Source organism: Vibrio japonicus, from assembly GCF_024582835.1.
GTDB classification, from domain to species: Bacteria; Pseudomonadota; Gammaproteobacteria; order Enterobacterales; family Vibrionaceae; genus Vibrio; species Vibrio japonicus.
Genome location: NZ_CP102096.1, coordinates 613,093 through 634,566, shown reverse-complemented (window position 1 = coordinate 634,566; position 21,474 = coordinate 613,093). Strand labels below are relative to the sequence as shown.

Sequence of the window (21,474 nt, the reverse complement as noted above, 5' to 3'; positions counted from 1 at the left end):
CATCTCACTCAAATTATGCATGAACATTGTGGTACTCGGCCCAGGAGCAATAGGTTCACTATGGGCACACTCACTTCATTGTGCTGGGCATTCTGTGTCTCTTTGGTCTCGAAGCGACGGTCACACTCATACCATCCAAGTTGATGACGGCCGCGCTATCGTATTGGCTAACCATGATACCCCCGCACTCGAACAAGCCGATTTATTGCTGGTTACGGTAAAAGCCCCTCAGGTCACTCAAGCAATACAGCCATTACTGAAACACCTCCATTCAGAGTGCATTGTCCTACTTATGCATAATGGAATGGGGACGGCTGAGCCTACCTCTAAGATACTGACGGGTAATCCATTAGTACTCGCAACCACAACACATGGCGTATATCGACAATCTGACTCGCTTATTCTGCATACAGGTTTGGGGACTACTCAGCTTGGAGGTTACAACGCGAAAGGAAAGCAGTGTCAGTTTCTAGAAGATGTTTTGCACCACGCGTTACCTAATGTAAGTTGGAACCCGAACATTCAAGAAGCGCTATGGCATAAACTCGCCATTAACTGCGCGATTAATCCCATGACAGCGATCCACCAAATAACCAATGGTGAGCTAAATTCTAACAACTACAGCAAAGAATTAGATCGTGTGATAAATGAAGTGTCTCAAGTAATGAATGCTGAGGGGATAACCACGTCATTGGCTACACTAAAAGAAACCGTTTATAAGGTGATTAATGCGACGGCCAAAAACCACTCTTCGATGCAGCAAGACATTTTTTATCACCGAACGAGTGAGATAGACTTCATCACCGGATACCTACTGGAAAGAGCAAAAGCTCATAACATTGCAGCTCCGAGCAACGCTGCCCTCTATGAACAAATAAAACGAATTGAACAAAGCTGGAAATCCTCATGAGTAAAAAAGTACTGGTCCCTATCGCTCCAGGTACAGAAGAAATGGAAGCGGTCACTATTATCGATATGATGGTTCGTGCTGGTTATGAGACCGTCGTGGCGAGTGCGGATTTTGATGGCAATTTAACCATGAAAGCATCACGAGGTGTCACGTTAACAGCCCATTGTAAACTAGTAGACATTGCCGATGATGAATTTGACGCCGTTATCCTTCCTGGTGGTGTTGTCGGTGCAGAAACCTTTCGTGATAGTACCGTTTTAATCGAAATTGTCCGACAACAGGCGTATGAAGGGAAATTGGTCGCGGCTATTTGCGCGGCACCGGCATTGGTTTTAGCACATCACAATCTATACCCTAATGCACTGATGACTTGTCACCCAAGCTTCCAGGACCATATCCCAGAAAACAATTGGCGAGTAAAACGTGTGACGTATGACATCAACCATAACCTTCTGACCAGCCAAGGTCCGGGCACAGCTCTAGAGTTTGCCATGGAGATCATTATTAATCTGTCGGGTAAAGAGTATGCTTGGACGGTTGCAGAACCGATGGTGACGCTTCCAACACTGCATTATCATAAATTTGGTGACGCATAATGCTGGATATCAAACACATTACTGCTCAGTTTCCTGCGCTAAAGCAAAGCGTCAATGACCAACACTTGGTTTATCTAGACAGTGCGGCGACCACGCAAAAACCTCAGTGCGTCATTGATGCCATCACTACCTACTACAGTCAGCAAAACGCCAATGTTCATCGCGGCAGCCACAGTTTAACAGCAAAAGCGACCAGCCAGTTTGAATCTGCACGCGATACAATCGCAGACTTTATTGATGCAGAATCGAGTAAAGAAATCATTTGGACTCGTGGCGCAACCGAAGCACTCAATCTCATTGCGCAGACTTACGCTCGCAGCACATTGCTACCGGGAGATGAAATTCTGGTCGGAGAAATGGAGCATCACGCAAATATTGTCCCGTGGCAAATTGTCGCGGAGCAGACGGGGGCAAAAGTGGTGAAAATCCCTATGACTCACGAGTGCCGCTTCGACTTCACTGCTTTTGAAAATTTGCTGTCTGAGAAAACAAAAATTGTTGCCCTTGCTCATATCACCAATGTCACTGGTACGCGTCAACCAATCGAAAGTGTGATTGAAAAAGCGCATCAAATGGGTGCTATTGTCGTGGTGGACGGTGCGCAAGGGATTGTCCATGAGCCTGTCAGCGTACGTGAATTGGACGCTGATTTTTACGTCTTTTCAGGTCATAAATTGTATGCGCCAGCGGGAATTGGCGTTCTGTATGGCAAACTCACACTGCTCAATGAGATGCCGCCATGGCATGGTGGTGGGAAAATGGTCGAAAAGGTCTCTTTTTCGGGTACGACTTACAGCGAGCTTCCAGGGAAATTTGAAGCGGGCACTCCAAACGTAGCTGGAGCCATTGCATTAGAAACAGCAATTAATTGGTATCGTTCTTTTGATCAAAAAGAGATTGAAGAGCATATCCATTCATTGGTAGAAGAAGCCTATACTCGACTCACTGCGATTGAAGATGTGCAAGTTCTGGGCTATCAGAGAAACGCGTCTGTGCTCTCATTCATTATTGATGGCGTGCATCACCAAGATATTGCCACCTTACTCGATCAGCAGGGCGTAGCGGTGAGAGCCGGTCATCACTGCGCTCACCCATTAATGGATGCATTAAATGTTAAGGGGACGGTGAGAGCGTCTTTCGGTATCTATAACACCAAAGACGATGTGGAGCGTTTCATTCAAGCTGTCGAGAAAGCGGTTGATATGCTTTAGCGTTTAAATAGTGAGCGAGCCAATTAGGCTCGCTCTTTTTCCATCAGAACACTACAGTTCATCAAAGGCTTCTATCGCTTCGGACAGTTTCTTCACACCGTGGATCTGCATTCCAGGAATGCCTCCTTTGGGCATGTTAGCAGCAGGCACAATCGCCTTTTTAAATCCGTGTTTAAACGCCTCATTTAGGCGCTCTTGACCACTTGGGACCGGACGAATTTCACCCGCCAAACCCACTTCTCCAAATACCACCACATCTTTTGGCAATGGCCTATCACGAAAACTTGAAAGCAGTGCCATGACCAAAGCAAGGTCAGCACTGGTCTCTGTCACTTTTACACCACCAACAACATTAACAAACACATCTTGATCCGCCATTTGCAAACCACCGTGTTTGTGTAGCACCGCTAAAAGCAACGACAACCTGTTTTGCTCCAAACCAACGGCAACACGACGTGGGTTGGCCAACTGGGAGTAATCAACCAACGCCTGTATCTCCACCAGCAATGGACGCGTACCTTCCCACACCACCATCACCGAACTACCCGATGTTTCCTCTTCACCACGCGACAAAAATATTGCCGATGGGTTACTCACTTCTTTTAGCCCCTGCCCTGTCATGGCAAATACGCCCAACTCGTTCACCGCACCAAAACGGTTTTTATGGCTACGCAATGTACGGAAACGGCTATCCGCGCCACCATCAAGAAGTACCGAACAGTCAATGATATGCTCAAGCACCTTAGGCCCAGCAAGCGTGCCGTCTTTTGTCACATGCCCTACGATAAATACTGCAACATTATTCTGTTTGGCATAACGGGTAAGTGCTGTCGCGGATTCTCGTACCTGAGCTACACTGCCCGGCGAAGATTGAACATCTGCAACGTGCATCACCTGAATCGAGTCGATCACCATGATTTTAGGCTGCTCTTTTTCCGCTATTTGGCAAATGCGATCTACATTGGTTTCAGACAGCATTTTCAGGTTATCTTTTGGCAAACCAAGGCGCGACGCACGCATAGCAACTTGTTGTAAAGACTCCTCACCTGTGACGTACAGCGTCGGCATTTTAGACGCGAGTAAACACATCGTTTGAAGTAACAATGTCGATTTACCGGCTCCCGGGTTGCCGCCTATCAGTATTGCTGCTCCCGGCACAACGCCACCGCCAAGAACACGGTCGAACTCTTTAAAGCCGCTGGTAAATCGAGGCACTTCCTGAAGATCAATCTCAGCCAGTGTTTGAACGGTTGTTTCACCACTGTTACCCGCATAGCCAGATAAGCGCTCATTTCGCGCAGCCGCAGGAGACGCAGCTAGTCGAACTTCACTGATGGTGTTCCACGATCCACAGGCATTACACTGCCCTTGCCATCTAGGAAAGTCTGCACCGCAGTCGTTACACACATATGCTGTTTTCGCTTTTGCCATGTTGCCTCAAGTTATAAATTGTGAAGTTGGGTATTGCTTAGCGCTTAATTTTGCTTGATTCCCGGTAACATATCACTAAAGATCTGAATATCAAGGTCGATACACTCAGTAACTTCAATTTTCATGGTTTAGCGCCTGTCTCAAATTCCTTTCGCAGCGAAGAGTTCTGTGAAATTAGACGCTGTTCCAGGCAGGTTGATGTGATATGGAGTCGTCATTTAGCATGGAGCACATAAAGAAACAGATATGCAAAAGCCAGAAATTCTTTCTTTAGCAGAAAAGCTGATTCCCGCCTACCAATCTAACGATTTCGACGTTGTACTTAGCCAAATGACGAAAGGCGAAGCGCCGTCTGTAAAAATATTGGTTAAGATGGAGCTCAACCGCATCATGGCACCTTGCACAAAAAGTGTGGACTTAAGAGGCAGGGTAAAGGGCGAGTGTCGAGAATACAAACTCGATGGAAGAAAACACTGGCTAGATGACGTTGCTTTTAATGCTTACCATAAAAAGACACGTAAATTTGGTGGCTATACCGAAGGCGTTTGGGAGGCTCTTTGCAACACCCACAATAACTTCCGCGTCATGAAGAAGAACGGCATTGTTCTTAATTCTTACCAAAATGATGAGTTTAATCCTCTTGAGGTCGAAGCGATCAATCTTGGTTATGACCTTAAGCGTAAAGAAAACCGTTTTAAAATCTCATCCCAAATCGAATTTTTACTGCCTGATGGACACGTCGTTCATGCTGTTACAGTCGATTTATCGCCTTCTGGCGCAAGATTCAAAGTTCCATCAGCATTTACGTATAAATTAGGGGATGTGATTGAGGTCAGCTTTGTCGAGTTGGCAAAGTCTAGCAATGTGGAAGGCCTTCAGGGCCCTATCGCTTATCGAATTGTCGGGATTGACGAGTCATACGAAACCGATGCTGTTAAGTTCCTGCGCTTATTAAAGCTAGGGGATGACGATACACTCGCCGCGGTTATAGAACAGTTTTTAAAAACCGACAACCAAAGAGCAAAGCACGACAACCAAGATAAAATTATTCGCGCACGTACTCGCGGATACGAACACAGCTACTTAAAGCACACCAACTGCCTACCTGTCTTTTTTAGCGGAAATGAACTCAAACTGGTTCTGATGACAGAACATAACCAACCCATCTGGCAATATTGGCATGACGAGCGCAATCAACAAACATTAAGCAACTTGTTTAACCCACAGAGAATGTCTCACCTCACTACACCGGGGATGAGGGGCAGTAACAATGTCCTCTACTCTTTTACTCACGAGCATAAAGGAAAGAAACACTTTTTCTCGATGATGATGCCAGAAGCGAAAAGAGAGGTTAGACAACTATTCTGGCACATTGGAGCGAAACGTAACAGCTGGAAAGCGTTTCGTCTTTCAATATTTGAACTTTCCAAAGAAGAGAAGCAAGAGCTGTCTCAGCACTCAACAGAACTCAATCTAGATCCAAACTCTCTAACACATTGTGGTATTTTGCAGGAAATTGGTGATCATAGCAGTCATCAAGACTATTTACTGACTGACAAACCAGGGTTATCAAGCAGTGAGCTGAATGGTTTCAAGCACCCTCGTAACCCAGAGTACAATCCGACATGCCTCTATTTTGACGCAAAATCTCGTCGCAAAGAACCGCGATACCGATTTTCATCGCCCGTGGTTCTCACGACAGAGACATTCCAAGCTCACACTGGAGTCACGTTGGATTTGTCTAAGCATGGTGTGAGCATCCGTCTATCTGAACCGAGCTCACTTAAAGCCGATGACACGTGCGAACTCAACTATAGAGAGCTTCAGCTGTACGATAAGAAAGTATTATTGGATGCTGTTCCTTACAAAGTGGTACGAGTAAGTCCAGATGGAAAAGATGTTCAGCTTGCCATTATTGAAGAGAGCTACACTCTCAGAACCAGTGCGTTTTTTGGTAGATTGATTAACCATAACCTGGATAAGTTCATCACGAAGACTGAGCTTTTACCCAGCAATCAGCTCCTTGAAGGGCTGCATGATATTTTGTTGGACAAGATCGTTTGCTCTCCTATCTTCATAGAAAAGAAAGGCGCAAACTTAAGACCGAAAGTCATCGGTATCAATTACCCTTTAGCTGCCCATGTCGCGCTACTCGCCAAACTCGGTGACGGTCACAGCTACTCGTTGGAGCCCATATTTAAGGGCCGAACGAACACCTTGCTTGCTCAACCGATGAAGCGAATCGAAGGTGCAAAACCCCAGTTTCAAGAGCTTTACATGATGGTCGTCAAGTTTGGCACTCGTATTCAATCAGTGGAATCCAAGTTAAGTAGTGAGTTCCGTAACGTCAAAGAACGAATCACCTTTATTAAGAAGGCTCAAGTAATGGGTGAGTTTTATGCGTTACGAGTATCCAGCGCCCCCGTTTTCGATGCAATGACCGCCTTAATGCAAAAAGACCTAGAAGAGCTTGGACAAATTAGTCTGCACAAAGCGCGCAATTTAGAGAAAGAGATTACGGGAATTGTGGGCTACAGTGAGTTAACAGACATCACCGAAGAAGTATTAATTCGATTAGAGCTGACCAAGTAGCATAAGAAAGGCGAACTCAGTTCGCCTATTCAATTATCTGCTTACACTAGGGAAGCGGAGAAAAACTGACTCGCTTTTGCTTAACCAGCACAGCAGAGAGAATACACATCACCCCGCCTAAGCCACTATAACGAATAGCAGCTTGAGCTTGTTGCTCCACTTTCGGTTTTGCGTGATACGCAATCCCTAAACCAGCTACGCCCATCATGGTTAAGTCATTCGCACCGTCACCGACAGCGATGGTATTGTGAGATTCAATATCGTATCGCTCTGCAAGTTCTTCCAAAATGTCTGCTTTTGTCTGAGCGTTTACCACATCGCCCAACACTTTACCCGTCAATTTACCCTTAACGATCTCAAGCTGATTCGAGCGAGCAAAATCCAGTTCAAGCTGCTCTTTTAAATAATCAGAAAAGTAGTCAAAACCACCTGAAGCAATCGCCGTTTTCCAACCAAACTGCTTAAATGTCTGGATAAGCTCTGGCAAATCCGGCATTAACGGTAGGTCGTTTCTTACCTCTGCTAAAATAGACTCATCCGCTCCTTCGAGTTTACTTACTCGCTGACGTAAGCTTTGTTCGAAATCCAGTTCACCTAACATTGCACGTTCTGTTACTTCTGCGACTTCTTCGCCCACACCAGCAAGTTTGGCGATTTCATCAATACACTCAATCTGGATAGCTGTAGAGTCCATATCAAAGACAACGACACCCGGTTTCGTCAATTCAGGTAAGTCCTGCAACTTCGCATAATCCAACTGTAGCGCTTGAAGAATCTCTTCATGCTCTGGCGTTAAATCTCCTTCCATGAGTGCGACTTCGTATTGTCCTACCTTCCAGACTTCAACCACCGCGTTGTAGTATCCGGTAAAAAAGTCGATATCTTCAAATTGCCCTGCTGATAAAAAAGGGGCATAAACAATCCAGTTCGCCTTAGCGATATCAAAATTGTTTGATAGACGAGCTTCAGATAATCGGTTGAGAAGTGGAATATGGCGTCGAATCTTTAATGTTTTTAACCGTTCCATGTATATAATCCTTAGAAAACCTTGCAACAAGTTAACCTATTGCAATTTAAGAGCGCAAGTCTCAATATGCGTATTGCTAAATAATTACTATTTGGGGTCACATGGATTCTTCTCTATTTTCTTTTCGAGTCGCGGTCAGAGCCCTTGCTATCTTGGCTCTGATAGCCATGGTGGCGATAATCGGCGTAAACAGCGTCAAAATCACCAAGGGTAACGAGCAAATCCAGCAGAACCAGCTGAAAACCCTCACTCAGGTGTTGGTGACGCAGGCCTCTCTTTCTGCTGGCGATTTCATTGCGACCGAAGATCAAGAACGCTTACTTAAGCTAACCAATCAGTTAACTCAAGACAATTTGGTATACGATGCCGCGATCTACGACGCAGAAGGTATAAGACTGGCATCCAGCGACAACGCGACGACAGTAAGGGAAACACTGGGATTGGATACGCCGCTAGAAACAGCCCGCATCGGAAAGCAGCAACTCGTCGAACCTATTATTTACGATGATGCCGTTATTGGTTTTGTCCGCATTACGTTTGAAACCGGTAAATTGACGGCATTTTCCGATCACTACTATCGTAAAAGCGACCGGTACATGTACACCATGGTGGCGATAAGCTTTATTTCTGGGCTGCTTTTAGCAATCGTCATTCGTAGAAAGCCAAAGAAAAAAGGTGAAAACCTACTGCTTAAAGAGATGAGCTAGCTACGCAACAAATCCTTATATTGTGGTAACAAGTTCTTATATTGTGCCGAATAGAATGAAAACGCCTTGGTTTGTAGCCAAGGCGTTTTACTTTTAAATGCAAAGGGCGTTCTAGTCTTTATCAACTAGACTCAATTATAGAAAATTCTTGCCGTAATCCATTGGCGAAATACCAAAGTGGCTTGCCAAGGTTTGACCGATATCAGCGAATGTATCGCGTAGACCAAGCGAGCCTGCTGGTACTTTCTTACCGTAAACAATCACTGGGATGTGTTCGCGAGTATGGTCTGTACCTGGCCATGTTGGGTCACAGCCGTGATCCGCAGTTAGAATCAACACGTCGTCCTCTTCCATCAACTCTAATACTTCGTTGATTCGGCCATCAAAGTACTCTAATGCAGCGGCATAGCCCGCCACATCACGACGGTGGCCGTACGAAGAGTCAAAATCGACAAAGTTAGTGAAGACGATGGTGTTGTCGCCCGCTTCTTTGATCTGCTCTAGAGTCGCTTCGAACAGCGCTGGAATGCCTGTCGCTTTCACTTTCTTCGTAATACCGCAGTTCGCGTAGATGTCAGCGATCTTACCGATAGATACAACATCGCCTTGCTTCTCTTCAACCAGCTTTTGCAGCACAGTTGCTGACGGTGGCTCAACAGACAGGTCACGGCGGTTACCGGTACGCTCAAACTGACCTTTACCCGAACCAACAAATGGACGCGCAATAACACGACCAATGTTGTAATCTTCCAGCTCTTCGCGGGCAATTTGGCAAAGCTCAAGCAGGCGATCTAAACCGAATGTTTCTTCATGACATGCGATTTGAAATACTGAATCGGCTGAAGTATAGAAAATTGGCAGGCCAGTCTTCATGTGCTCTTCACCCAAATCATCCAGTACTTGAGTACCTGATGCATGGCAGTTACCTAAGAAACCGTCAAGGCCTGCACGCTCTAGGATGCGGTCAGTCAGCTCTTTAGGGAAGCTGTTGGCTTTGTCGGTGAAGTAACCCCAATCGAACAATACTGGCACGCCAGCAATTTCCCAGTGGCCAGAAGGCGTGTCTTTACCCGAAGACAGCTCCGCTGCGTGACCGTAAGCACCGATGATTTCTACATCTGCGTCTAAACCAGGCGCAAACTGACCCGTCGACTCTTTGTGAGCCATCGCCAAGCCAAGTTTAGATAAGTTAGGTAACTTAAGTGCGCCGCTGCGATCCGCGTTATCTGCTAAGCCGTTTGCACATTGCTCTGCGATGTGCCCTAGTGTGTCTGAACCAACATCACCAAATTTATCGGCGTCTGCTGTTGCACCAATACCGAATGAGTCTAGTACTAAAATAAATGCTCTTTTCATTGCTTGTTCCTTCGGCCCACTCGGTAATCATAGGTGTAGCAGGCCCTAATTTATAACTAATTAAATATCTTCTGCGCGAATTTGGCGGTAGACCACTGGGGTTGGTGTGTACTCACCACCAATCGTGATTGCTTTTTTCAGTGCATCTGCCGCTTCTTGCCATTGCTCTTCACTGCGCGCGTGAATAATCGCCAGCGGTTTTTCGCTCGTTGCTTCTTCGCCTAAACGGATGAAACCGTCGAAACCCACCGCGTAGTCGATCTTGTCAGTCGCAACACGGCGTCCACCGCCCATCGCAACAACCGCCATGCCGATAGCACGGGTATCCATCGCCGAAACTACGCCGCTTTGCTCCGCGAAAACTGGCTTAATGATTTCTGCCTTCTCAAGGTAGTTGTCGTAGTTTTCAACAAAGTCTGCCGGGCCGCCAAGGCCTGCCACCATCTTGCCAAAGCACTCTGCTGCTTTGCCGTTGTCCAGCACGTCCATCAGTTTCGCACGCGCGTCTTCTGTGTTGTCTGCCAATTTACCCAGCACCAGCATTTCAGCACACGACGCTAATGTCACCTCAAGTAGACGAGGGTTACGGTATTCACCCGTTAAGAAACGTACCGCTTCACGTACTTCGACCGCATTACCTGCTGACGAAGCAAGCACCTGGTTCATATCCGTCAGGATAGCGGTTGTCTTAGTACCCGCACCGTTGGCTACCGCTACGATAGACTTCGCCAGTTCTTCAGACGCTTCGTAAGTTGGCATAAATGCACCGGAACCGACTTTTACGTCCATCACAAGAGATTCAAGACCCGCTGCCAGTTTCTTAGAAAGAATCGATGCGGTAATGAGTGAGATATTGTCTACCGTTGCAGTGATATCACGTGTCGCGTACACACGTTTGTCAGCTGGTGCCAAATCACCCGTTTGACCAATAATCGCGACACCCGCTTCTTTGGTCACATCACCAAACACTTCATTGGTAGGTGTGATGTTGTAGCCAGGAATAGATTCCAGCTTATCGAGCGTACCGCCGGTATGACCCAAACCACGACCAGAGATCATAGGTACAAAACCGCCACATGCCGCTACCATAGGGCCTAGCATCAATGACGTGACATCACCAACACCACCCGTTGAGTGTTTATCAACAATTGGACCGCCAAAGTTTTTGTGGCTCCAATCAATTACCATGCCTGAATCACGCATAGCACAGGTCAGCGCAATACGTTCTGGCATCGTCATTTCATTAAAAAAGATGGTCATTGCAAATGCGGCAATCTGACCTTCAGACACGGTATTATTCGCAACACCTTGGATAAAGAAATTGATTTCGTCGGTGGTAAGAACTTCACCGTCGCGTTTTTTACGGATGATTTCTTGTGGTAAATACATTAGAGCCTCCCACGCTAAAGGTAGCGATGGTTATAAGGTAAAGAGGTAACGTGGAACGGTAAAACACCGCTCCACCAAACAGACTTTGTTTTTATCAGTTCTCTAAATATTTGCCGTTGTAGCTAGGCGACAAGTAAGTTCATTCCTATGAGCATAGAGGTTCTATGTGATTAGGATGAACTTACGCAGTCAACAACGCTGCGGCGTCAAATATGACGAGAAAACTAGTAAGCTGCTGGATCAGCAGTTTCGTCTGTCACTTCTAAAGTATTTAATAGGTTAGTCAGTAGGCTTGACGCACCAAAGCGGTAGTGACGAGCATCAACCCAATCATCACCTAAGATTTCGTCAGCCATTGCTAGGTAAGCCGCAGCATCTTCTGCCGTGCGTACACCACCTGCTGGCTTAAAGCCAACCGTTTCAGCCACACCCATATCGCGAATCACTTCAAGCATCATACGCGCATATTCTGGTGTTGCGTTTACAGGCACTTTACCTGTCGATGTTTTAATGAAATCTGCACCTGCTTCGATACAGATTTGAGACGCTTTCTTGATCAAAGCTTCTTCTTTCAGTTCACCCGTTTCGATGATCACTTTCAGAAGAATGTCACCACAAGCTTCTTTACATTGCTTAACAAGCTCAAAGCCAACTTTCTCATCACCAGCCATTAGAGCGCGGTATGGGAAAACGACGTCTACTTCGTCTGCACCGTAAGCCACAGCGGCTTTTGTTTCTGCAACTGCAATTTCAATGTCGTCGTTACCATGTGGGAAGTTAGTTACAGTTGCAATACGAACTTCCGGTGTACCTTGCTCGCGAAGTGTCTTCTTAGCAATAGGAATAAAGCGAGGGTAAATACAAATTGCAGCTGTGTTACCTACCGCTGATTTTGCATCATGACATAAAGAAATAACCTTCGCGTCAGTGTCATCATCATTCAGCGTTGTTAGGTCCATTAGCTTAAGTGCACGTAGTGCTGCTGCTTTTAAATCGCTCATTTCTATCTCCGATCAATATTCAAAAAAGTTACAGCCTTAATTCTAGTTGAAGGCTGCATTCATTTATGAACGGACTTGGTTCCTTGAAGACTCGGTATATACAGCGAAACATATACCAATTGCTATCCTTGTCACCGCACAGTACCAGTTTGGTCTATGGCACAACAATCTGCGATTGCGGTGTCTAACGTATGGGGAATTCCCCACTGCCAACACTCATCATACTCCATGTATCCATTCGCGTTAGCTGAAAAACTTCTCAATAATCCATTGATAAGCAATGCCACCTAAGTAAACCCCTACGACACCCATGACACCTGACAAAACTGGCGGAGCTGGTATTGGTAACTTGATAGCAGAAAACAGGACTCCAACAATAAAACCTGCGAGCAATGCGAGGATAACTTCATTCATGAGTTTTACCCTACTTTCTATAGATATATACATTATAGATATTTGTCGCAGAACTGTAGTTGCTCATAGAACGCAAACGGTTTGTATCTCAAAAAAGGGGCTTATCCACGTCTGCACTGGCATATCCTACTGCAAACGTTATGTGCACAAACGTTATGTGCTTGGTTGTCTGAACCGAGTACAAACACTGTTTGAGAACTTAACTAAATCAAAGCCAAGTTCTCTCCGTTTTCAAAATAGTTAGTGTGAGAGCAAGGCAACAAGGATTCGAATCCCCGGGAGCTTAGTTCGCTAAGTGACTGGGGTGAGAAACCGATGTTAACGCAGCTATCGCGCTAAATATACAGAAAACGAAAAAGCCCCGTAGCACACAACATGTGACTACGGGGCTTTGTAAAATGGCGTCTATATAATCTTTCTCTTACTTAATTAGAAAGATAAGAAGAAGCCAGCGATTGTCGCCGCCATTAGGTTAGATAGCGTACCCGCTGCCACCGCTTTAACACCCATACGAGCGATATCGTGACGACGGTTTGGCGCTAGACCACCTAGACCACCTAGTAGGATCGCGATAGAAGAAAGGTTTGCGAAACCACATAGAGCGAATGCGATGATTGCTTGAGTCTTCTCAGACATTACTGCACCTGTTGCTGGAACCACTTGTGCAGCATCACCAACGTAAGGTACGAAGTTTAGGTAAGCGACGAATTCGTTTACAACCAGTTTCTGACCGATGAATGAACCCGCGAATGTTGCTTCTTCCCATGGCACACCGATTAGGAATGCTAGAGGAGAGAATAGGTAACCTAGTAGGAGCTCTAGAGTTAGCTCAGGCATACCGAACCAGCCACCAAGACCACCTAGGATACCGTTGATAAGTGCGATTAGACCAACGAATGCCAATAGCATTGCACCAACGTTTAGAGCCAGTTGTAGACCAACTGATGCACCGCCCGCAGCTGCGTCGATCACGTTAGCAGGCTTGTCGTCACCACCGTCGATGTCTTTGCCTAGATCTTCATCTGGCGTGTCTGTTTCAGGCTTGATGATTTTCGCGAACAGTAGACCACCTGGAGCTGCCATGAATGATGCCGCAACTAAGTATTCTAGTGGTACACCCATTGACGCGTAGCCAGCCAGTACACCACCAGCAACAGACGCTAGACCACCACACATAACTGCAAATAGCTCAGACTGAGTCATTCTAGGAACAAACGGACGAACCACGAGAGGTGCTTCTGTTTGACCTACGAAAATGTTAGCCGCTGCAGACATTGACTCGGCACGTGAAGTACCCAGCGCTTTTTGTAGACCACCACCAAGAATCTTGATAACCCACTGCATTACACCAACATAGTAAAGTACAGAGATAAGCGCAGAGAAGAAGATTAGCGTTGGAAGTACTTGGAACGCAAAGATAAAGCCGATACCGTCAACTGAGAAGTTAACTAGGCTACCGAATAGGAAACCCGTACCGTCTTTACCGTAGTCGATAACGTTTTGTACACCAGCAGAGAAACCCGCTAGTAAGTCACGACCCCATGGTACGTAAAGAACGAAACCACCGATGATAAATTGGATAGCAAAAGCGCCACCCACAGTTCTTAGATTGATAGCTTTGCGGTTATCAGACAGTAGTAATGCTATACCTAGCAATACTGCCATACCGACTAGGCTCATAAACAGGCTCATAGTTTATGACTTCCTTATATGTTAATTATTGGCGTGATACAAAATGGAGCTAAAAAAGCAACCGCAATTATACTCATCCGTCCATTAACAAAGTAATGCCGTGTTCACAGTTTCCAATAAGACTGAACAAATATTCACTCCACATTGTGAGTCAAATCTCTTTTATGTGCATACACAATCATAATATCTATCATTTACTTAGATTCTATTCACATATGCCGAATGCTAAGCTGCTATTTTTCCACACTGCTTTCTCAATTTCTGCGGTTGATTCACCTCGCAATTCAGAAAGGCACGACAACACTGCGCCTAGCATTTTAGGGTGATTGTCTTCGCCTTGATGCCCACTTAGTGGCATATCTGGCGCGTCCGTTTCTAACACCAAACAATCAAGCGGAAGCTTAGCAATGGCACTCCGCGTCTTATTCGCTCTGGGGTAGGTAATCACACCCCCTACACCAATATAGAATCCTAGGTCGATAAATTGTTTGGCCTGCTCAAAGCTCCCTGCGAAACCATGCAAAATACCACCTTGGGAAAATCGTTGATTTTTAAGCAGCTGAATCAATCGATTGTGGGTTTTTCTCGCATGCAAAACCAACGGCTTTTGCCACTGAGTGGCGAGCTCAACCTGCTTAATGAACAACATTTCTTGAAGTCCCATATCGACATCGATCATGGCATCTAAACCACACTCCCCTACCGCCACACAAGCAGCATCGCCTTCACTTAGCAATGACTCCAACTGTTCGAAGTGCTGAGGACTATCGTTGTCTAAAAAATAGGGGTGGAAACCTAAAGCATAGTAGATGGATGGATATTGGCTTGAGAGATGAGCGACCTTTTGCCAATTAGATGGTCCAACCGAAGGGATAAGAAAACGCTCGACGCCATGACGTTGAGCCTCTTTCATGTGCGCCGGAAAATCACTGAGGAAAGGGTCAAAATCAAAATGACAGTGGGTATCAAAAAGGCGCATTATGACTGCGCCTTAGTTTTAGTTTCGTGGATAGGATCTTTGCGGTAAGGCACGCAACTGCGCTTATGTTCAGGAGTCAGGCCCATGGATAAACACCAAGCATCGTACTTTGCGAGTACCTTTTTAAACCACGTGATCATTGCCTACCCTCCATGAATTACTGCTCTTCTCGCTTAAACACCAATTCGGTTGGTGTCGACTCTTCCTCTACAAAGTAATAGCCTGCAATATCAAACTTAGTCAAATCCGCAACACTAGAAATTCGATTTTCAATGATGTAACGAGCCATCATACCGCGTGCTTTTTTCGCGTAAAAACTGATCACTTTATACTGACCATTCTTGCAATCTTTAAAGACTGGTGTAATCACTTGAGCATCTAAAGACTTTGGTTTTACCGCTTTAAAGTATTCATTTGACGCTAAGTTAATTAAAACATTATCGCCCTGGGCATCAATGGCTTCATTCAACTTATCGGTAATGACGTTACCCCAGAACTGATAGAGATTTGTCCCTTTTTCGCTCGCCAGCTTAGTACCCATCTCAAGACGATAAGGTTGCATTAAGTCCAAGGGTTTGAGCAAGCCATACAATCCCGAAAGCATACGAAGGTGCTTTTGAGCGTAGTCAAAATCTTCCTCAGTCAATGACTGAGCATCCAGCCCTGTGTAAACATCGCCTTTAAACGCGAGAATAGCTTGGCGAGAGTTGTCTGTGTTGAACTCTTCACTCCACTCTTGGAAACGACCAACATTGAGGTCTGCGATCTTATCACTCACCTTCATCAAGCTAGATACATCGGCTGGTGTTAATTTACGGCAAACATCGATCAGTTGCTTTGAATACTCCACCAATTCTGGCTGAGTATACTTTTGCGTCGCCAGAGGAGATTCGTAATCTAGGGTCTTGGCTGGAGAAACTACAATTAACATGACTTTACTCTATATCTTTTTAATTTTTGCTGGCCTTAGGGTACAAAAAAAGCCGCGCAATGTCTGCACGGCTTTTTGAATCATACTAATCGTTCAAAGCGATTAGTCTTTCTTTTTGTTGTACCAGATACCTTCTTCAAGCTGAGATTTCAGCTCTGGGAAGTCATTCGCATCGAACGTTGGTACCTTACCCGCATCCAACTGACGGTTATAGTCTTTCGCCAGTTTAATCACGATGCCAGAAAGCAGGATGATCGCTACTAGGTTCACAATCGCCATCAGACCCATCGACACATCAGCCAAGGCCCAAACGATTGGAAGTGAAGCTACCGCGCCAAACATCACCATGCCAAGCACTACGATACGGAAAATACTTAGACCCGCTTTGTGGTTGTGCTCTAAGAAGATCAAGTTGGTTTCTGCGTACGAGTAGTTTGCGATGATAGAGGTGAACGCGAAGAAGAAAATTGCCACCGCCACAAACACGCTACCCCAATCACCCACTTGCGAGCTCAGTGCATTCTGCGTTAGTTCGATACCCGTTACTTCACCGTGCGGTACATACTCGCCAGACATCAGGATAATGGCTACCGTTGCAGAACAGATAACAATTGTATCCGTGAATACGCCAAGCATTTGTACGTAACCTTGTGACGCAGGGTGCGGTGGATATGGTGTTGCCGACGCTGCAGCGTTAGGCGCAGAACCCATACCCGCTTCGTTCGAGAACAAACCACGTTTAATACCATTGATCATCGCTTGTGCAATTGCATAGCCCAAACCACCAGCTGCCGCTTCTTGCAAGCCGAACGCGCTCTTGAAGATCAGAGTCAGTACCGCTGGTAGTTTTTCGATGTTCATAAACATCACAAACAGAGCCAGTACTAAGTACGCTAGTGCCATTGCTGGAACAATCATCTCTGCCACACGTGCGATACGTTTAATACCACCAAAAATGACTACGGCAGAAAGAAGCACGACTGCAACGCCCACATACGTCTCGTTCCAACCAAACGCAGCGTTCATTGCACCTGCAATTGAGTTAGCTTGTACGGCGTTGAATACCAAACCAAAAGCGATGATTAAGAAGATAGAGAACAACACGCCCATCCAGCGCATACCAAGACCTTTCTCCATATAATATGCAGGACCGCCTCGATAGTTACCGTCATCATCTTTGGTTTTGTATAGCTGTGCTAACGTACTTTCAGCAAACGAAGTCGCCATACCCAGCATGGCAATGAGCCACATCCAGAAGATAGCACCAGGACCACCCGCTGTCAGTGCAACAGCAACACCCGCCATGTTACCTGTACCCACACGAGCAGCCAGACTGGTACAAAGAGCTTGGAAAGAAGAGATACCAGCACTGTCGGCTTTGCGGCTATTTTTTAGCACGGAGAACATGTGTCCAAAATGGCGGAACTGGATAAAGCCCAATCTTACAGTAAAGTAAATTCCCACACCCACCAGCAGGTAAACTAGAATTGACCCCCAAAGCAGGTCATTCATTAGATTAATTATATCTGTCATAAGAGCCTCATATTGAGTTTTCGCCGGTCTCTGCTTCCAAGCCATCCACTTGATTGCAAGCTAAGAGTCAATGTACTTAGCTATTTATAGTGTAATTTTAGAGCAACCAAGATATGTAAAACGCGCCTCATGCTTCCATTTTACGTACCAGCTGATTTTTGACGGGCGGATAATGCAGCGAAGGAAAATAAAAATCAATATGAAACAGCGCTCATTTATGAGCTGTTTTTTACTATAAAATCACCATCAATTAACACAAAAACGAACAAATACACCACAACAAAAGAACAATCGCACTAAATATAAACAACAATGCCGAGTTATACACCAATCAAAAAGACGACCCGTTAAAAATTGAATGAGTGCCTTGTTTATCAAGGCTTAGAAGGCATGTTTCACAAAACCAAAACCTCCTCAGAGTAGCAACCCAACGGCTCACGAAACAACTCATTGCATAACCAAGCGAAATGATGAGTCTATAAACAGTCGATTAACAATCAATTTTCGACAATTTAATCGTTATCGTCTAAACGTTTGCGCAAAAAACAGGCACATAAACTAAAAAATAATGTGAGGACACCATTAGATTTCAAGAAAAACTTAATGAAATCGTAACAAATGAGAAACGAATCAAGGTTACGCTGCATTGAGAATGGTATTTAAGTAATACCCCTTCAAAGCGTAATAATTAAAAGAGGTAGCTTATGGACAGCTTAAACTTTGAAGATTTTATGGAAATGGAATTCCCAAAAGCGCGCGGTGTGCGCTCAAAACCAGTGAAACGTAAGTGGCGTGAAATAGAAGCAATTAAAGATAAGCAAAGACTTCAGCGCGAGCTTAAAGAAATGGGTATCGCGTTTGAGGACATTGAAAACATAGATTTCTAATAAAAAGAGGCGATTAGCCTCTTTTTTTACGTCTATAAAACTGACTAAACAACCTCAGTTCGGGATAAGAAAGTCTAAAAATCTAGATACACTCTTGCTCGTTTTGCCTGACTCGCTGAGCCAATTGTTGATATTTTTCAGCAATAGTTTCACCAAAGACAGGATCGTCTTCGTTTTCGCTCCAAAGATCTTCGACAGCCTGCCAGTCCTTAACCGTAAATACTTTTGCGATGAGAGGTAAAACCGTTCTTTCCTCAAGCTCCAAGTGGCTCTTTTGCGATTCGACAAACTCTTTAAGGTGGGAAATAAAAATATCCTGGGGCACAACAGCATCGTTGAGGATCATATCGACCATCTCTAAGAAAGCATGTGTTTTTTCAGACAACCCTTTGTGCTCATTTTCGAGGTTAATAATTTCCTGTTGCGCACCAAAATGATCAAGATAGTACCGATAGAGTATATCTTCCTTAGGATGATGTACCCGCTCAGAGTGCTCCGAAAGATAAGTCACTATTTCACGAAGTAATGAATAATTGATCGACTCCTCTTGCTCAAGTGAAACGATCTTCTGCTTTAGTACTGCAAGCAAACGAACCATATAACCATGTTCACGCCTTATCCTTTCTATCATCATAGCGACTCTCCTTATATGCCCACCTTTTATAAGTGTATATGAGAATATCTATGTTATCCCGGGCGCTGTTCGAAAATCAGACAACAACACAATTTTATCTACTGACATCAATTGGTAAGCACCAATCAATGGGCATTTTCCCCTGTTCTGATAAAAGTTGATTCGCTTGCGAAAAGTGCTTACAACCAAAAAAACCACGATGAGCGGACAAAGGCGATGGATGAGGAGCCATCAATACATGATGCTTACTGCGATCGATAAAACGACCTTTTTTTTGAGCGTGTGCGCCCCATAATAGAAACACAACCCCCGACTGATGCTGATTCACTGCTTCAATCACTTTATCGGTAAAGGTTTCCCACCCAGTTTTAGAATGAGAATGAGCCTTACCCTGCTCGACAGTCAACACAGTATTGAGCAACAGTACCCCTTGCTCTGCCCAACTCTGTAAGTAGCCGTGGTGTGGAATGCTGAAACCTTCAATATCTTGCACAAGCTCCTTATACATGTTGACCAATGATGGAGGTGTTTTCACTCCCGGCAACACTGAAAAACATAAACCATGCGCTTGATTCGGCCCGTGGTAAGGGTCTTGCCCTAAAATCACCACCTTAACATCACCAAATCCAGTTGCGCGAAACGCATTGAAGACATCTTCTTCTGGCGGGTAAATCGTTTTCCCAGCTTTTCGCTCTGAGTCTACAAAGCGAAGTGTTTGCTGAAAATACTCTTGTTGTTTCTCAACCCCAATAACATCATGCCAAGTCAGTGACGAGTCCATGCTCTGTTCCTTCTACGAATACGCAATGTTTGTGTCATCGGATTGTCGCAAAAACTTAGAATGGAACAAAGCTCAGATACGTAAAGATGATGCGTGCTAATGTTTTTGCGGTGTTCTGTGGTGCCCTTGACCTGTGACATGACGATTAGGCACTGGCAAACGAACTGCTCGCGCTGGAGTAGAATGAGATGAAAAACGCATAGTGGCACCCTCTATTTTTTAGCCCTGTCTCATAATATATGGAAGATGAATGCCACTTTTGTGACTAAACGCTTTCTTTTAACGATTCAAGGTGAAAACGACGTAATTGCGCGATCTCATCTTTCCATATCTCAGGCTCAATTGTCTCTAAGATTAAAGGGATACCATCAAAGCGCGAGTCTCTCGCGATATATTCAAAGCAATCCCATCCAATCTCTCCCTTCCCTAAAGCATGGTGCCTATCGACTCTACTGCCAAGTATCGATTTTGAGTCATTGATGTGCATTGCTCTAAGATAGTGCATTCCGACTATCCGTTCGAACTCTGAAAACGTTGCGTCACATGCATCATGCGATCGTAAGTCATAGCCAGCCGCAAAGGTATGGCAGGTATCAAGACAGACTCCAACGCGCCCCTTGTCCTCAACTTGTTCGATAATTTCAGATAAGTGCTCAAACTTCCATCCTAAGTTCGTCCCCTGACCAGCGGTGTTTTCAATCACAGCAATAACATCTGGCACAGCTTGATGCGCAAGGTTAATAGATTCGGCAATTTTACTTAGGCATTCCTGCTCAGATATTTTCTTCAGGTGGCTACCAGGATGAAAATTCAATAGAGACAACCCAAGCTGTTGGCATCGTTTCATCTCATCAATAAACGCTTCTCTGGACTTATTGAGTTTTTCCTCTTCCGGCGCACCGAGATTTATCAGGTAAGAGTCATGAGGAAGGATTTGCTCACTTTTATAACCAAGCATTTGGCAATTAGCCTTAAAAGCTCGAATCGTCTTCTCTTCTAACGGTTTGGCTGCCCATTGGCGCTGATTTTTCGTAAACAGAGCAAACGCATTCGCACCAATCTCTTTTGCCCGTATAGGTGCTTGGTCGACACCACCTGCTGCCGATACATGAGCACCAATAAATTTATTTCCAGACGGCTTTTTTAACATTATCACTTCATCACTTTACACGTTCAGCATACGAGCCGAATGGCAGTTAGTTATCTGCCCTGGCTCCAAGAACAACTACTATTATCGTTGTAAAATTACAACAAACTACAATTTAAAATAAATTCTTACCCCTACAAAAGCAGACTATTTTGAATACTTTTAGGAGCCGATAAAACATGACCCACCAGGTAAATAGGGTCTTTTTGTGGTTAATTGACTTAAATCAATAAAATAAAAGTGGTTATTGGATATA

At 45.0% G+C, this 21,474-nt stretch carries 20 protein-coding genes; 6 read left to right on the top strand and 14 right to left on the bottom strand.

Annotated elements, in window-relative coordinates; genetic code table 11:
- Positions 1-19: 19 nt before the first annotated feature.
- From panE to csdA, 3 genes are read left to right on the top strand one after another with little or no spacing between them, the layout of a single operon-like run.
- Positions 20-910 carry a 2-dehydropantoate 2-reductase gene (panE, locus tag NP165_RS03005; protein WP_257084863.1) on the top strand — a complete coding sequence of 297 codons (891 nt, stop codon included), beginning with the start codon at positions 20-22 and terminating at the stop codon, positions 908-910.
- Entirely contained in the window at positions 907-1,506 is a 600-nt protein-coding gene (locus tag NP165_RS03000) for a DJ-1 family glyoxalase III (RefSeq protein WP_257084862.1), read from the top strand. Before panE ends, NP165_RS03000 begins: the two co-directional genes overlap by 4 nt.
- Positions 1,506-2,717, top strand: a complete 1,212-nt coding sequence (gene csdA / locus NP165_RS02995; protein WP_257084861.1) for a cysteine desulfurase CsdA — start codon at positions 1,506-1,508, stop codon at positions 2,715-2,717. The genes NP165_RS03000 and csdA overlap by 1 nt, the downstream gene beginning before the upstream one ends.
- Positions 2,718-2,768: 51 nt before the next feature.
- Here the strand turns inward: csdA and radA are convergent, their stop codons facing one another.
- Complete coding sequence (gene radA / locus NP165_RS02990; protein ID WP_257084860.1) at positions 2,769-4,148, bottom strand: DNA repair protein RadA; 1,380 nt, start codon at positions 4,146-4,148, stop codon at positions 2,769-2,771.
- A 246-nt stretch (positions 4,149-4,394) separates the two neighbouring features.
- On the opposite strand from radA, the gene NP165_RS02985 reads away from it, so the two are divergent.
- Positions 4,395-6,740: a PilZ domain-containing protein gene (locus NP165_RS02985; RefSeq protein ID WP_257084859.1), complete on the top strand. Its 2,346-nt coding sequence runs from the start codon at positions 4,395-4,397 to the stop codon at positions 6,738-6,740.
- A 46-nt stretch (positions 6,741-6,786) separates the two neighbouring features.
- Here the strand turns inward: NP165_RS02985 and serB are convergent, their stop codons facing one another.
- Positions 6,787-7,767 (bottom strand): phosphoserine phosphatase, encoded by a 981-nt coding sequence (gene serB, locus NP165_RS02980; RefSeq protein WP_257084858.1) that lies wholly within the window; start codon positions 7,765-7,767, stop codon positions 6,787-6,789.
- A 101-nt stretch (positions 7,768-7,868) separates the two neighbouring features.
- Here serB and NP165_RS02975 point away from each other — a divergent pair, with 101 nt between their 5' ends.
- Positions 7,869-8,474 carry a YtjB family periplasmic protein gene (locus NP165_RS02975; RefSeq protein WP_257084857.1) on the top strand — a complete coding sequence of 202 codons (606 nt, stop codon included), beginning with the start codon at positions 7,869-7,871 and terminating at the stop codon, positions 8,472-8,474.
- Between the two features lie 135 nt (positions 8,475-8,609).
- Here the strand turns inward: NP165_RS02975 and NP165_RS02970 are convergent, their stop codons facing one another.
- The 9 genes from NP165_RS02970 to NP165_RS02930 all read right to left on the bottom strand — a co-directional run bounded on the left by NP165_RS02970 (position 8,610) and on the right by NP165_RS02930 (position 17,769).
- Entirely contained in the window at positions 8,610-9,830 is a 1,221-nt protein-coding gene (locus NP165_RS02970; RefSeq protein ID WP_257084856.1) for a phosphopentomutase, read from the bottom strand.
- A 60-nt stretch (positions 9,831-9,890) separates the two neighbouring features.
- Entirely contained in the window at positions 9,891-11,219 is a 1,329-nt protein-coding gene (deoA, locus tag NP165_RS02965) for a thymidine phosphorylase (RefSeq protein WP_257084855.1), read from the bottom strand.
- A gap of 224 nt (positions 11,220-11,443) precedes the next feature.
- A complete protein-coding gene (gene deoC / locus NP165_RS02960; RefSeq protein WP_257084854.1) occupies positions 11,444-12,220 on the bottom strand; it encodes a deoxyribose-phosphate aldolase in 777 nt (258 codons plus the stop codon).
- Between the two features lie 243 nt (positions 12,221-12,463).
- Entirely contained in the window at positions 12,464-12,634 is a 171-nt protein-coding gene (locus NP165_RS02955; protein ID WP_257084853.1) for a XapX domain-containing protein, read from the bottom strand.
- Positions 12,635-13,063: 429 nt separating this feature from the next.
- Entirely contained in the window at positions 13,064-14,326 is a 1,263-nt protein-coding gene (locus NP165_RS02950; protein WP_257084852.1) for a NupC/NupG family nucleoside CNT transporter, read from the bottom strand.
- 205 nt (positions 14,327-14,531) lie between these two features.
- Positions 14,532-15,305: a TatD family hydrolase gene (locus tag NP165_RS02945; RefSeq protein ID WP_257084850.1), complete on the bottom strand. Its 774-nt coding sequence runs from the start codon at positions 15,303-15,305 to the stop codon at positions 14,532-14,534.
- A complete protein-coding gene (locus NP165_RS02940; RefSeq protein WP_257084849.1) occupies positions 15,305-15,445 on the bottom strand; it encodes a DUF5363 family protein in 141 nt (46 codons plus the stop codon). The genes NP165_RS02945 and NP165_RS02940 overlap by 1 nt, the downstream gene beginning before the upstream one ends.
- A 17-nt stretch (positions 15,446-15,462) precedes the next feature.
- A complete protein-coding gene (gene yaaA / locus NP165_RS02935) occupies positions 15,463-16,236 on the bottom strand; it encodes a peroxide stress protein YaaA (protein WP_257084848.1) in 774 nt (257 codons plus the stop codon).
- A gap of 102 nt (positions 16,237-16,338) precedes the next feature.
- Positions 16,339-17,769: an alanine/glycine:cation symporter family protein gene (locus tag NP165_RS02930; protein WP_257084847.1), complete on the bottom strand. Its 1,431-nt coding sequence runs from the start codon at positions 17,767-17,769 to the stop codon at positions 16,339-16,341.
- A gap of 704 nt (positions 17,770-18,473) precedes the next feature.
- On the opposite strand from NP165_RS02930, the gene NP165_RS02925 reads away from it, so the two are divergent.
- Positions 18,474-18,656, top strand: coding sequence for a DUF3545 family protein (locus NP165_RS02925; RefSeq protein WP_257084846.1), 183 nt, complete (start codon positions 18,474-18,476; stop codon positions 18,654-18,656).
- An 82-nt stretch (positions 18,657-18,738) separates the two neighbouring features.
- On the opposite strand, the gene NP165_RS02920 is transcribed toward NP165_RS02925, so the two are convergent.
- The 3 genes from NP165_RS02920 to nfo form a co-directional block, all read right to left on the bottom strand.
- Entirely contained in the window at positions 18,739-19,290 is a 552-nt protein-coding gene (locus NP165_RS02920; RefSeq protein WP_257084845.1) for a hemerythrin domain-containing protein, read from the bottom strand.
- A gap of 94 nt (positions 19,291-19,384) precedes the next feature.
- Positions 19,385-20,071, bottom strand: coding sequence for a uracil-DNA glycosylase (gene ung / locus NP165_RS02915; protein ID WP_257084844.1), 687 nt, complete (start codon positions 20,069-20,071; stop codon positions 19,385-19,387).
- Positions 20,072-20,336: 265 nt separating this feature from the next.
- Positions 20,337-21,221, bottom strand: coding sequence for a deoxyribonuclease IV (gene nfo / locus NP165_RS02910; protein WP_257084843.1), 885 nt, complete (start codon positions 21,219-21,221; stop codon positions 20,337-20,339).
- Positions 21,222-21,474: the final 253 nt, after the last annotated feature.

Bases quoted from the DNA above. Each gene is read 5' to 3' on its own strand.
- panE (WP_257084863.1), top strand. From the start codon at position 20: ATGAACATTGTGGTACTCGGCCCAGGAGCAATAGGTTCACTATGGGCA.
- NP165_RS03000 (WP_257084862.1), top strand. From the start codon at position 907: ATGAGTAAAAAAGTACTGGTCCCTATCGCTCCAGGTACAGAAGAAATG.
- csdA (WP_257084861.1), top strand. From the start codon at position 1,506: ATGCTGGATATCAAACACATTACTGCTCAGTTTCCTGCGCTAAAGCAA.
- radA (WP_257084860.1), bottom strand. From the start codon at position 4,148: ATGGCAAAAGCGAAAACAGCATATGTGTGTAACGACTGCGGTGCAGAC.
- NP165_RS02985 (WP_257084859.1), top strand. From the start codon at position 4,395: ATGCAAAAGCCAGAAATTCTTTCTTTAGCAGAAAAGCTGATTCCCGCC.
- serB (WP_257084858.1), bottom strand. From the start codon at position 7,767: ATGGAACGGTTAAAAACATTAAAGATTCGACGCCATATTCCACTTCTC.
- NP165_RS02975 (WP_257084857.1), top strand. From the start codon at position 7,869: ATGGATTCTTCTCTATTTTCTTTTCGAGTCGCGGTCAGAGCCCTTGCT.
- NP165_RS02970 (WP_257084856.1), bottom strand. From the start codon at position 9,830: ATGAAAAGAGCATTTATTTTAGTACTAGACTCATTCGGTATTGGTGCA.
- deoA (WP_257084855.1), bottom strand. From the start codon at position 11,219: ATGTATTTACCACAAGAAATCATCCGTAAAAAACGCGACGGTGAAGTT.
- deoC (WP_257084854.1), bottom strand. From the start codon at position 12,220: ATGAGCGATTTAAAAGCAGCAGCACTACGTGCACTTAAGCTAATGGAC.
- NP165_RS02955 (WP_257084853.1), bottom strand. From the start codon at position 12,634: ATGAATGAAGTTATCCTCGCATTGCTCGCAGGTTTTATTGTTGGAGTC.
- NP165_RS02950 (WP_257084852.1), bottom strand. From the start codon at position 14,326: ATGAGCCTGTTTATGAGCCTAGTCGGTATGGCAGTATTGCTAGGTATA.
- NP165_RS02945 (WP_257084850.1), bottom strand. From the start codon at position 15,305: ATGCGCCTTTTTGATACCCACTGTCATTTTGATTTTGACCCTTTCCTC.
- NP165_RS02940 (WP_257084849.1), bottom strand. From the start codon at position 15,445: ATGATCACGTGGTTTAAAAAGGTACTCGCAAAGTACGATGCTTGGTGT.
- yaaA (WP_257084848.1), bottom strand. From the start codon at position 16,236: ATGTTAATTGTAGTTTCTCCAGCCAAGACCCTAGATTACGAATCTCCT.
- NP165_RS02930 (WP_257084847.1), bottom strand. From the start codon at position 17,769: ATGACAGATATAATTAATCTAATGAATGACCTGCTTTGGGGGTCAATT.
- NP165_RS02925 (WP_257084846.1), top strand. From the start codon at position 18,474: ATGGACAGCTTAAACTTTGAAGATTTTATGGAAATGGAATTCCCAAAA.
- NP165_RS02920 (WP_257084845.1), bottom strand. From the start codon at position 19,290: ATGATGATAGAAAGGATAAGGCGTGAACATGGTTATATGGTTCGTTTG.
- ung (WP_257084844.1), bottom strand. From the start codon at position 20,071: ATGGACTCGTCACTGACTTGGCATGATGTTATTGGGGTTGAGAAACAA.
- nfo (WP_257084843.1), bottom strand. From the start codon at position 21,221: ATGTTAAAAAAGCCGTCTGGAAATAAATTTATTGGTGCTCATGTATCG.